This is a genomic window from Streptomyces sp. P3 (genome assembly GCF_003032475.1).
Classification (GTDB): Bacteria; Actinomycetota; Actinomycetes; order Streptomycetales; family Streptomycetaceae; genus Streptomyces.
Genome location: NZ_CP028369.1, coordinates 8,387,584 through 8,399,427, shown reverse-complemented (window position 1 = coordinate 8,399,427; position 11,844 = coordinate 8,387,584). Strand labels below are relative to the sequence as shown.

Sequence of the window (11,844 nt, the reverse complement as noted above, 5' to 3'; positions counted from 1 at the left end):
CGGTGTCCACGCAGTCCATCGACGTCGCGGCGGTGCTGTTCCAGACCTATCGTCCCCGGCCGCCGGGCAAGGGCTGGCCGTCGTGGGCGGTCTGGCCCGATCACGGCATCCCCCGCACGGTCTTCGTGGAGCGCAAGGCGCTCGAAAAGGACGCCAAGGAAGACCGGGAGGACGTCGAGGCGAAGGGGGTCGCGGGCCCGGCGCTGGTTCCCGAGACCATCGTGGGTCGACCACCGGCAAGCCGTACATCAGCGAGCACATCACCTCGGGTGTGCCAGCGTCTGGGGCTGTCGATCCAGCCGGCTCGCCTGCGAACGGGCCGCGACAAAGGTCCGCTCGAGCGATTCTTCAAGACCCTGCGCGAGGGGCTGCTGGAGTCGCTGCCCGGGTATAAGGGGCCGGATGTGTTCTCGCGGGGCGAGCGGCCGGAGGACGCGGCGTTCTTCTTCCTCCACGAGTTGGAGGCGATCATCCGTGAGTGGGTGGCCTGCACGTATCACCACCGGCCGCATAGGGGCTCCTCGACGCGAACGTGCCGGGCCAGCGGCTGTCACCGGCGATGATGTTCGAGCACGGGATTGCCCGGGCCGGGTACGTCGAGGTGCCACGCGACCCCGCGCTCGGCTTCGAGTTCCTCAAGACCGAGTGGAAGCCGCTGCACCACTACCGGTGTCGAGATCCGCAAGTGCCGCTACAACGGCCCCGGGCTGGACGGCTACCGGGGCGAGAGCAGCGAGTACACCGGGGTCAAGCCAAGGGCATGTGGCCCATCCAGGTCGACCCGGACAACATCAACTACATCTACTTCCGGCGCCCGGACACCCGCCGCTGGCACCCCTGGAGTGGGAGCACGCCGCCGGCGTTGAAGTTCCCGATCAGCGAGGGAGCCATCGAACTCGCCCGGAAGGTGGCGGGCGAGAAGTCGCCCTTCCCCGACGACGAGACCGCGGTGGGCCGAGCTCCTGGAACGGTGGCACCTGGGCCTGGGGCTGACGTTGCCGGAGCGGCGGCTTGCCCTGCGCCAGCCCGTGAACAGTCCGCTTCGACCTGCCCGGAGACCGTGTGGGACGACGTACGCGCGCTGCCGTCCCGTCGCCCGGATCCTGGCCGCCGGCGACGACGACGATGACGCGGAGGAGCCCCAGGCGGGCGAGGCCGAGCCTTATGAGGGCCCGGTGCCCAGCGACGACGACGAGGACGACGAACTCGACGGCCCCGATGACGACGGGGACTTCTACGACGATGCCCTGGAGGACGCATGATGCCGACCCGCCCCGAGAACCCGCCGCTGGACAACCTCACACTCTCGCGGAAGGAGGGACTGCGAGCTCTTGCCGAGGCGCCGGAAGCGGCAGCCGCCGGAGCTGCTCACGCTGAAACAGAAGGCGCTCCTGGGCGAGGCGGCGTTGCTGGAGTACGAGCAGGCCCGGAGCGTCTGGCACGCCAACCTGGTCCGATCCGGTACGCCGCAACTCAAGGCGCTGCACGAGGACTTGCGGGACATCGTCGACAGCAATCAGCAGGACGGTGACAAAGCCAAGGGCGCCGTGGCGGTGGACGCCTTCCCAGGGCTCGGCAAGACCACCGCGGTCCTGGACTTCGTGCTGAAGTATCACCGGCGGGTGATCGAGCGGGAGGGTACGTTCACCCCCGCCGGACACGAGCGGTGGCCGGTCTGCCGGGTCGGTCTGACCAGCAATATCGGCATGAAGGACTTCAACCGGTCGCTGCTGGAGTACTACGCGCACCCCGGCCGCAAGAGCGGCACCGCCACGCTCTTCGCTCAGCGCGCCCTGGACTGCGTGTTGGAATGTGAGACGCGCGTCTTGGTCATTGACGACATGCACTTCCTGAAGTGGCATGACCGCAACGGGACCGAGGTCAGCAACCACTTCAAGTACATCGCGAACGAGTTCCCCGTCACGATCATCTTCATCGGTGTCGAGCTGGGCAACCGCGGCCTGTACTCCGAGGCCAACTCCCGCGGCAACATCACGCTCGCCCAGACCGCGCGCCGCACCACCCCGCTGACGATGGAGCCGTTCGTCGTCACCAACGACAAGCACCGCCGTGAGTGGCGCAGCATGCTGCTCGCCCTGGAAAAGCGGATCGTGCTGTGCCGGAAGTTCCCCGGCATGGTCGCCGACGGCCTGTCCGACTACCTCTACATCCGCACCACCGGGCACATCGGCTCGTTGATGACGCTGATCAACCGTGGATGCCAGCGTGCTGCCCGCACCGGCGCCGAGCTCCTGGACGAGGAACTCCTCGACCAGGTGAAGCTCGACGCGGCGGCGGAGCGGCGCGCAAGGCGCTGGCGAAGAAGTTCGAACGCGGTCGCATGACGACCAAGCCCAACTCTCGCCGCTCGCGCACTGCGAAGCACGTGGCGTGAGCTTCGTCCGTACGCTACCGATCCGCGTGGCACCGGTGCCGGGAGAAGCACTGGACTCCTGGGTCGAGGCGATCGCACACCGCACGGACACCTACCTCAATGACCTCCTGCCCGCCCTGGGCTTTCTTCCGCGCCACGAGGGGCTGTCACCGGCCCGGTGGGACTGGTCGGGGATGCCCACTGACCTGGAGCTGGAGTCGATCGCGTCGGCCACCGGCATCACGGCCGGGCAGGTGCACCGGATGACGCTGCGCCCCTACGACCAGCGCGCCCTGGTGCTCAACCCGCACAGCAGGCGAGTCGACCAGCGGCTGCTCTGTGGGCAAGGCCCATCGTCGGGTCGTCGACCTCGCTGGGCTGGGTTTCCAGCGCGGCGAGGAGGTCGTCCCGCGCGCTCGAGCAGGGACTGAGCCTCGACGAGAAGGCCGTGCCACTTGACGACGTCGGTGGCGTCAGGGTTCACGGTCGGCGCGGCGGCGACCGCGGCCTTCAACTGGTCCATGTCCATGGCGAAGCGCGCTTCGATCCGTTCGGTGAGCACGCCCACGACATCCTCAGCCTCATCGGATATGCCGTCGGACAAAAGAGAAACTCCTTTTCTAGAAAGACCGGTGCCTGGGGGAATGCGAGGGGGCGGCCGTACCCGGCGGCTCAGCCGCTTACGGGCACCTGCTGAATACCTGTCAGTCCAGGCACATACGGGTATCGCGGTAGACGTAGGTTCCGGACACCCAGCCCTTGACGCCGGTCGACCTGTCCGTGATGTAGAGCCAGTTGCCGCTCTTCTTGTGCACGGTGAACCTGTGGCTCTTGTAAAGCACGCCGAGCGCGGTGGACTTCGTGGTGGCCTTGGACCGGATGGTCACAGCCGACGCGTGGACCTTGTACGGCAGCGGCGGCAGGGACGAACAGCTGCTCGCGGGGGCCGCAGATACCGCGGCGGGTGCCGCACTGGCGGTGGTGGCGCAGAGCACCGGCAGGGCGAGCGTGCCGAGCATCGCCGCGGATATGGCAATTCGTGTGGAGCGCATGCGGAAGAAACCTCCGTGAAGGCATAGGGATTGTGTGGAATGGCGCCGCGGGAGTTGTCCCGGCGGCTGTATAAGGGTCCGGAGACTCGCCGGTTTGGCTAACCGGCGATCGTCGGCTATGTTGCGCCGCCAGCGTCGGCTTTGGCGCTCAGCGCGAGCGGCCGGGCGGGCGTGGAGCAGGGGCCTTCGGCAGGACGGCCGGGCGGCTGGCTGCGGCTGCCGGGCGGACCGGCGGCAGGGGGCTGGCCTCGTCGGTAAGCCGGTCGTCGCACCACTGCAGGGCTTCGCCCACGGTGTCGAAGCCGCCCTCGCGCAGGGTGTGCGTCCACGCGTCGGTGTCGACCTCCTCGACCACGACGCGGAACGGGCTGGGGGCTCGCTCGTCCAGGGCGCGCAGTGCCACGACGGTGACCATGTCGTCCGGGTCGTCGCGGGTGTAGGAGTAGCCCATGGCGTAGTGGTCGCCGTCGCCCGCAAGGCGTCGCTCCAGCGCACGAGTCGCCTCGTCTGCCGGCGGTGGCCCCAGCTCGGGGTCGAGGCCGATGGCGTCCTGCGGGCAGCCGCGGTGGACGAGCCAGGACTGCGCCATCGCGGGCAGTGGCACGCCGGCCTGCTCGAAGGTGAACGTCCGCTTCTCTCGGTCCCGTTGCAGATGCACGGCGAGCAGCTGCGGCATACCAGGGTGTCCCCAGGTGGCGGTGCGGTCGAAGAGGACGTAGTAGCTGTGCGCGCCGTTGGGAGTGTGGTGTGCGGCGAGGGGGACGAGCATGTCCTCGTGGACGGCGACCTGGCGGTAGAAGTCGAGGTACATCTCCTCGTCGGCATCGAAGTCGTCCAGCTCGAAGTCGACTTGGGGGATGGGCTTCCGGGCCGGCGCCGGTTCGGTAGGGGGCAACAAGGGCCTTTCGGTGGAGTTCAGCGCCGCTGCACCGGCGTGGACGGCGACGTGCCGGGGCGAGCCGGGAGCGTGGGTGCCCGTGTCGTGGGGGTCCGACGGGCGGCGAACAGCGCGGCGCGTCCGGCGTCGGTGAGTGCGACCGGCTGGCCGGCGTGCACGGGGTGGCCGGTATCCCTCACGACCAGGCCGGCGTCCTCCAGTCGCTGCAGCTTGGCGTGTGGGATGCGGGTACCGGAGGCGCGGTGACGGACATCCGGCCGGTCAGCAGGTGTTCGTAGAGCTTGGCGCCACCGGCGATGGCGAGCAGGGCGGCGTGGTCGTCCGTCGCGAGTGGCTGCGCTTCGGGCGCCGGGGCCGCTGCGGCGGCCTCGATGGGCTCCAGGGCGGCGAGTACCTTCCCGGCGGCGGCGTTCCGTGCGTCGGCGGCCTCCTCCAGTTGGTCCACGGTGCGGTGGATGCGCGTGAACAGGGCGTCGTTGACGTCGAACTCGCCGCTGGAAAGGCGGTTCAGGAGGCGGCGGTAGAAGGTGACGCCGGTCTGGGTCTTGGCCAGCTCGCGGTGTCGATCGACCAGGTGGGCGTGTGGCTCGTCGAGGATGCCGCGGTCGCGGTAGGCCCACAGGGTGTCGATGTCGTGGCCGGTGGCGGCTTCGAGGCGGTGGTCGAGCGGGGAGACCGCACGCCGGGCTGGTGTCGGCGCGGGTTCAGGGGGCATAGGCGAGGTTCCGTGCGTTCAGCGGGTGTGGTGGTGCGCGGGTTGTGTGCGGGACGGGGCAGACCCGGCGTTGCGGTGGACGGTGGACCGGGCCGGGGCGTCGGAGTGCGGGTGGTCAGCTGCGGGGAGCGGGAGCGGGCCGCGTGGGTGCGGGCGCTCAGCGGCCGCGGGTCATCCCCAGGCGGCGGCCGACCTCGTCGTAGACGTCGTTGCCCGCACGCGGCCGGATGGCGACGACGTGGATCTCCTTTGAGTGCGCGGACTCCGCGGGGGCCGGGCGGACGCCGTAGACGACGCGCCAGTCCTTGCGCGAGTCCACGAAGAGCTTTCGGTAGCCCTCCAGGTCACCGTCGAGGCGCAGTCCGAAGCGCTGTGCGTTCACGACTTCTTGCAGGTAGGCGAGGGTGAGGTCGCGGATATCGCTGGGGGCTTGGAGGAGATCGGTCAGCGCGCGGGGGTCGAAGCTCAGTCCGAAGGCGGCTGTCCCTGTCCCGCGGTCATGACGTCGGCTCTGCGGGCCCGTCGGCTTCCGCCGCCGCCGTCTCCGTGCGCGCGGACGGCGGCGGGCCGGGCAGAAGACGGTGCGCTGGCCGGTCGGGAGAGGTCATGCAGGCCGACAGCGGCCCGCCCGGTGCGCGGACGGCCGCAAGGCGTGGGTGAGGAAGTCCCGGTGCCACACGAACAGGCCGCTCAATCCGGCTTCGGGGTCCTTGTGTTGCTGGTAGGCGAGCCACAGGGCGTGGAGCCAGGCCACGACATCATCGTGCTCCTGCCACTGCAGGCACCAGGGCGCTGCGGTGGTGACCTCCGCCCCGTACACCGGGAGGAAGAAGTCGTCGATCCAGTCCGACAAGGCGTCGAGTTCGTCTTCGCGTTCCTCCCCGTCGAGTTCCAGGATCGGGCGGGGCTCCGGCGGAGCGGCGGCAGGCGGCCCGCCGAGCCCCGGCATGCCGAACGCGGCGAACGGCGATCCGCTCGGCTCAGGGGCGGACGCGAGGTGGTCGAGTTGCTGCGCCTGTTGCGCCGACTGCTCCATGAGCCGTCGGACGCTCGCCTCGATTCCTTCCAGCTGTGGATCGGGAATGCGTACCGGCTCCAACTCCCCATCGTCAGGGGGTTTTATGGGTTCGGGCATGAAGAAGTTGGGCCTCCTACGAGACGCGGAATGTAAGGAAGACGGAAGCGGCAATGCTCGGACCGCCGACGGGTGACAAGTCCACTTCGCCGGATTGGCACTAGGGCGCCGGTCGCTTGACGGGAAGCGCGCTCGCGGCTCAGGCGGTGAGAACCACGTCGTCTTGCGTGAGGGTCTTGCGGATCGTCTCGGTGAGCCGGTCAGCCGCGATCGCCGCGTAGTGCTCGGTCTTCTCCACGCCGATGAAGTCCCTGCCTTCCAGCAGTGCGGCCACCCCCGTGGAGCCGGAGCCGGCACAGAAGTCGAGCACCGTACCGTCCTCAGGACTGATCTTGACCAGCTCGCGCATCACCTCGACGGGCTTCTGCGTGATGTGCTGACGCTTCGCCCCCGAGGGCTGCGAGGCCGAGTACATGCCGGGCAGATAGACGGGGTTCCGGGAGCCGTCGATCGCCCCCTTGCTGGCCCAGACGATGAATTCACAGTTCTGGGTGAACCGGCCCTTCTGGGGCTGGCCTGCGGCTTGTGCCAGGCCAGTACCCCACGCCACAGCCACCCTGCCGCCTGGATCGCATCCGTCGTGATCGGGAGTTGACGCCAGTCGGTGAACAGCAGAGCGGTCCCGCGTCTTGGTGAGGCGGTGGGCCTCGGTCATGATCTGCGTCAGCCAGAACCCGTAGCTTCGCTGGTCCATGTTCTCGCCGGTGAAGTCCGGCAGGGTGTGCTGGGCGTCGGCGGAGGTGTACTTCTGCTTCGCGGAGCGGGTGGTGCGCTCCTTCGCGGTCCTACCGCCCGAGTTGTACGGCGGATCGGTAATGACGGAGTCGACGCAGCCGTCCGGAAGGCCGGCGAGAACACTGAGGGCGTCGCCCTGGTGCAGAGAAAAAGGCAAAGAGGAACCCCTATTCGGGTGCGGAGTCGCGGAGAGAACTCACCGCCTCGCACACAAATCCTCGCGGGCCGGGAGTGGGCATGCAGAAGCCCAGGCCACAGACCGAGGAAGGCGAGGGGGAGTCCAAAAACTGTAGAGGCGAAACGCCGACGACCAAAAAGCTGGCGTGAGGTGCCGGATTCCGATACCTCACGCCAGCTTTTTGGTCAACCGCCGATCTGGGCCTACTGTTTTTGAACCGCCCGGCGCACACCGCCGCTGACTACTCCCTGCCCCACCTCACGGAGGTACCCCCTTGCCCCGGCACACCTAGCTCACCGCCCGGCCACGCGGAGCGAGCGGCAACTCGCCCCCACCGGCCCGCCTTGATCGCCCGCCCCGGCCGCCGCGCCCTTCCCATCATGCCTCGCGCACGCGGCACGCCGGACACTGCACCCCGAAGGACACGCTCATGACGTCTCGCCACCCACCCACGCCCGAAAGCCCTGGCCGGCGAGCGATCCGCTCCGGTTGAAGGCGCTCGCCGCCGGCATCGGCGTCGTCTTCCTCTCCCCAATCCTGATCGCCGGCACCGGCATTGCTGGCCTCCTCCGCCGACGCCGTGCAGAGCAGCAGCTCCTTCAGCAGCTGCCTCACCGACATCGACACCGACGAGGTCGCCGAGCAGGTCACCAAGATTCTCGACGGCGCGTCCGGCAAGAACGTCCACGTCGAGGGCCTGGACCTGCCCGCCGAACAAGTCCCCAACGCGGCGACGATCGTGGCCGCCGGCCTCTCGCTCGACGTCCCCAGGAAGGGACAGATCATCGCGCTCGCCACCGCGATGCAGGAGAGCCGGCTGCGCAACCTCAACTACGGGGACCGGGACTCGCTCGGCCTGTTCCAGCAGCGTCCCTCCCAGGGCTGGGGCAGTGCCCAGCAGATCCGCGATCCGGTCTACGCCTCCGAGCAGTTCTACAAGCACTTGCTCAAGGTGAGCGGCTGGCAGCAGATGACCGTCGCCCAGGCCGCCCAAGCCGTGCAGAGATCCGCCTACCCCGACGCGTATGCGCAGTGGGAGAGCCTGGCCACCGCGCTGCAGGATGCCATCGCCAAGACCTTCCCGGGCGGCGGCACCGACGCGGACAGCAAGGGCGCAGACCAGGGCGAGCAAGCATCGACCGGCACGAGCGGCTGTGCTCCGGGCCAGGACGGTTCCGGCTTCGGCCGTATCCCCGAGGGAAGCGTCCCGAAGGGCTACGCGATCCCAAAGGACGCCGATCCGAAGGCACGCAAGGCCATCGAGTGGGCGATGCACCAGCTCGGCACGCTCTACCAGTGGGGCGGCACCTGCACCAACGCTCACGGCCCCGACCCCATGGGCCGCTGCGACTGCTCCAGCCTCATGCAGCAGGCGTACGCACATGCAGGCGTCACGCTCACCCGCACCACGTATACGCAGGTCAACGAGGGCAAGGCGGTCTCGCCAGCTCAACTCAAGCCGGCGACCTGATCTTCAGCCGCGGCAGTGCCGCCCGCCCTGAGCACGTCGGCATGTACTTGGGCGAGGGCCTCGTGATCGAGGCGCCGCGCACCACCAAGCCGGTCCGGATCACTCCGATCAAGGACTGGACGATCCTCGCCGCCCGCCGCGTCCGGTGACACCGGCCGGGGCGCAAGGGGCCCCGGCGCACATCTCTGACCGAGATTCCCTCAACCGTACGGAGCATCTTCTTGATAACCCGCCCCCGCCCAGCGTGCCATCGCGGCAGCCTCTCTGGGCCTGGCCGTCGTCGCCGGCGGCCTCGCCACCGCCACCGCAGCACAGGCGTACGACACCGACACCACCACCATCAGCTGCAGTGCGGTCAAGGTGCGCAAGGCACCGTCGAAGACGTCCACGGTCTTGGGCATCGGCTACAGGCACGACAAGGTCGTCTACGACCAGTGGGTCTACAAGAAGGCCGAGAAGACCTGGTACACGCGCGGCACCGTCACCCGGAAGTCGGACGGCAAGAAAATCGGCCGCGGTTACATGATCTACAACTGCGCGAACCCGTACAAGACCAACCCCGCTCCGAAGCCGCCGGTCCCGAAGTAGGGGTCTTCCACGGCCGGTTCGGCCCCTGAGCCGGCGCCTTCGCCGGGAGCACTGGCTCGGTCCGCAGCCTCGGCGCGGCACTGCTGCGTCCTCGTGCGAGCGATGCCGTCTCTTCGCGGACGCCGCCCGGGCCAGCCCGTGTCTCCACGGTGTCTGCCCTCCCTTTCTACGAGGCGCTGCCTCGTTCCTCCCTTTCCTTCTGTGATTCCCGCGCGCCAAATTTCGGCGCGCCCAAGGAGCTTCCTTGCCCCTACTCGAAACCGTGCAGTACCTGGCCTACGATCCCGGCATCACGCCGTCGGGCGGTGGCCTGCCCGGCCTGAGCGTGCTGAAGAACGTCGTCAACTCGATCAACCTGTTCGGCATCATCGCCGTCGTCGGCGCCCTCGCTGTGTCGCTCGGCGTGTGGGCTTGGGGACACCACACGGGCGGTCACCAGGCCGAGGCCAACGGGAAGAAGGGCGCGGTCGTGGCCGCGGGCGCCGCCCTGGGCCTGGGCGCCGCGAACGGCATCGTCGCGTTCTTCTCGACCCTCGGTCGCAGGTGCACTGATGAAGAAACGACTCCCCTCCCTGTCTTCGTATGGCAGTGGCTGGTCGGCCAACCGGCGCATCGCGATCGTCGCCTCCGCCGTCGCAGTCCTGCTCGCCGTCGCCGGGATCGTCGCCCTGCTGACCGGCGGCGGCAACGGCCACCAGGCCCCGGGCACCGCCGCGCCTACCCCGAGTGGCAGCCCGTCCTCCTCCGAGGCCGCCCCCAAGCCTTCCTCCGGATCCGGGTCGGTGTCCCAGCCTCCGCAGATCGCCCGAACCGGTCGCCTACGCCAAGGCGGCGGCCCAGATGCTGTGGTCCTACGACACCCGCGACACCAGCCGCGACCAACAACTCGCCGGCATGCGCGCCTGGATGACCACGGAGACCAAGTACGCCGACTGGGCCTCGGTCTCTGGCCAAGTGCCCGATCCGGTGCTGTGGTCGCGGATGGCCGACCAGGACCAGCACGCCACCGCCAGCGTCACCGAGGGCCACTACCCCTCCGCGTTCAAGCAGGCGCTGGCCGACGACCCGTCCGCGATCACCGAGGCGTACATCTACGTCGTCACCGTCAACGGCACGCAGCAGATCGCCTGGAAAAAGGGCGGCGGCGGAGCCGAGGAACGGGCCGTGACCCTCGCCGTCCAGTGCCGCCGCCCGAATCACGACTGCACCCTGGCAGCCATCGCCCCGAGCGTCACGCAGTGACCCGCGCCTGAGACAAGAAAGGAGGAGTAACTCCTCGTGGGTTTCTGTGATTTCCCCCTGGCAGACAAGCTGTGCGCCGTCGGCGACGCAGTCGATTTCGCCTCGGACCCCGGCAAGGCCATCGGTGACTGGATGGCGAAGTCCGCCGGTGAACTGGCCGCCGCCGCAGCCGATCTGGCCGCCGAGGCCGTCAACACCACCACGAAGGTCGACCTCAACGCGTCGTGGTTCGTCGACAACTACGAGATGCTGCTGCCTCTGGGCCTGGTCCTGCTGGTCGCCACATTCTGCGCACAACTGGTCCGGGCCGCCATCCGACGCGACGGACAAGCCCTGGCAGCGTTCACCGGCACCATGAGCGGCGTCCTGTTCGCCTTCTGCGCCATCGCCTTCACCACGGTCGCCGTCGAAGTGGTCGATGCCGTCAGCGACGGCCTGTTCAAGACCGCCCACCTGAACATCGAGTCGGCCGTGCGACGCATCGTGAAGGTCAACCAGATCGCGGGCCTGTCCGGGATGGGCTGGCTCGTTGCGGTTGTCGCCGGCCTTGGTGCCGCCGTCGGTGCCTTCCTCTACTGGTGCGTGATGATGGTCCGCAAGGTCGGCATCCTCGTCATGGTCACGCTGGCTGTCTTCGCGTCCGCCGGCGGCGGGTGGGAGGTCGCGCGGCGCTGGCGCAAGGGCTGGATCGAGGCCACCGCCACCCTCGTCGTCTCCAAGCTCCTGATGACCGTGATCTTCGTCCTCGGTATCGCCGCCATGGGCAAAACCGAGGCCAAGGACGGCATCGCCGCTCTGGCCGACGTCATGTCCGGCATCGTGATCATGATCCTGGTGCTGCTGTGCCCCTACGCCGTCTTCAAGTTCGTGCACTGGGCGGCCGACGGGACCGACGGCGAGTCCATCCACCGTGCCGGTGGCGCCGGAGCGCAGATCGCCAAGGCGCATGCCGAGAACGCCGCCCGTAAGGCCGCCGCGGCTGCGGCCACTGCCGGAACCGGTGGCGCTGCAGCCGGAGCAGGCGCCGCACCGCAGGGGCCCGACGCCGCTGGCGGTGGCGGTTTCCCCGGCGACGTCGCCGCCAACCCGACCGGCGGCGGAGGGGGCAAGGAAGGTTCGCAGGACGGCGGTACGGGCGTCTCGCCCGGTGGCGACGCGGTCAAGTCCGGTCTGGAGAAAGCCGTCCAGCCCGCGCCGACGAGCGTGTCCGACGACACCAGCGGCCAAGTGGGCGGCAGCCCAGGGCCGGGCGGGCCCGGAGCGAACGCCGCCTCCGGCCAGGGCAGCGGATGGCAGTCCGCGCCGCCGACCACCACCGCGCCCGCCGCAGGGCGCACCCCCGCCCTCCGGCTCACAGAACGCCACGTCCAGCGGGTCGGCCTCACCCTCTCCGCCGCCGACCGGCCTCTGATCCCCTGCCCGTCCACCGGGGGCGGGACGTGCGCTGCACCTCCCG

The 11,844-nt window shown here is 69.2% G+C and carries 6 protein-coding genes and 10 pseudogenes; 9 read left to right on the top strand and 7 right to left on the bottom strand.

The genetic code is table 11. The features are described from left to right. Positions 1-2: 2 nt before the first annotated feature. The 4 genes and pseudogenes from C6376_RS45905 to C6376_RS45900 form a co-directional block, all read left to right on the top strand. Positions 3-563, top strand: a complete 561-nt coding sequence (locus tag C6376_RS45905; RefSeq protein WP_254076229.1) for a hypothetical protein — start codon at positions 3-5, stop codon at positions 561-563. Between the two features lie 465 nt (positions 564-1,028). Then, positions 1,029-1,262: a hypothetical protein gene (locus C6376_RS44605; protein ID WP_173985547.1), complete on the top strand. Its 234-nt coding sequence runs from the start codon at positions 1,029-1,031 to the stop codon at positions 1,260-1,262. A gap of 69 nt (positions 1,263-1,331) precedes the next feature. After that, positions 1,332-2,345, top strand: coding sequence for a TniB family NTP-binding protein (locus C6376_RS37125; RefSeq protein ID WP_254076228.1), 1,014 nt, complete (start codon positions 1,332-1,334; stop codon positions 2,343-2,345). A gap of 46 nt (positions 2,346-2,391) precedes the next feature. Continuing rightward, positions 2,392-2,640: pseudogene (locus C6376_RS45900) on the top strand (hypothetical protein); the annotation flags it as partial. A gap of 70 nt (positions 2,641-2,710) precedes the next feature. On the opposite strand, the pseudogene C6376_RS45895 reads toward C6376_RS45900, so the two are convergent. The 7 genes and pseudogenes from C6376_RS45895 to C6376_RS37085 form a co-directional block, all read right to left on the bottom strand. After that, positions 2,711-2,978, bottom strand: a pseudogene (locus C6376_RS45895) (hypothetical protein); the annotation flags it as partial. A gap of 100 nt (positions 2,979-3,078) precedes the next feature. Then, complete coding sequence (locus tag C6376_RS37110) at positions 3,079-3,393, bottom strand: SH3 domain-containing protein (protein ID WP_061334509.1); 315 nt, start codon at positions 3,391-3,393, stop codon at positions 3,079-3,081. 181 nt (positions 3,394-3,574) lie between these two features. Further along, on the bottom strand, positions 3,575-4,324 hold the full coding sequence (locus C6376_RS37105) for a hypothetical protein (protein ID WP_107446554.1): 750 nt from the start codon (positions 4,322-4,324) through the stop codon (positions 3,575-3,577). A 17-nt stretch (positions 4,325-4,341) separates the two neighbouring features. Then, positions 4,342-5,039, bottom strand: a pseudogene (locus tag C6376_RS37100) (hypothetical protein). An 18-nt stretch (positions 5,040-5,057) separates the two neighbouring features. Beyond that, positions 5,058-5,508: pseudogene (locus tag C6376_RS37095) on the bottom strand (hypothetical protein). A 28-nt stretch (positions 5,509-5,536) separates the two neighbouring features. Next, positions 5,537-6,075: pseudogene (locus tag C6376_RS37090) on the bottom strand (DUF4913 domain-containing protein). A gap of 238 nt (positions 6,076-6,313) precedes the next feature. Next, positions 6,314-7,066: pseudogene (locus tag C6376_RS37085) on the bottom strand (site-specific DNA-methyltransferase). Positions 7,067-7,576: 510 nt separating this feature from the next. On the opposite strand from C6376_RS37085, the pseudogene C6376_RS37080 reads away from it, so the two are divergent. From C6376_RS37080 to C6376_RS37060, 5 genes and pseudogenes are all read left to right on the top strand, one after another. Further along, positions 7,577-8,707, top strand: a pseudogene (locus C6376_RS37080) (C40 family peptidase). Between the two features lie 211 nt (positions 8,708-8,918). After that, positions 8,919-9,146, top strand: coding sequence for a hypothetical protein (locus C6376_RS37075; RefSeq protein WP_254076227.1), 228 nt, complete (start codon positions 8,919-8,921; stop codon positions 9,144-9,146). A gap of 244 nt (positions 9,147-9,390) precedes the next feature. Then, positions 9,391-9,684 (top strand): annotated as a pseudogene (locus tag C6376_RS45890) (DUF6112 family protein); the annotation flags it as partial. Positions 9,685-9,697: 13 nt separating this feature from the next. Then, positions 9,698-10,388 (top strand): annotated as a pseudogene (locus tag C6376_RS37065) (hypothetical protein). Between the two features lie 36 nt (positions 10,389-10,424). Next, positions 10,425-11,799, top strand: a pseudogene (locus tag C6376_RS37060) (ATP-binding protein). Positions 11,800-11,844: the final 45 nt, after the last annotated feature.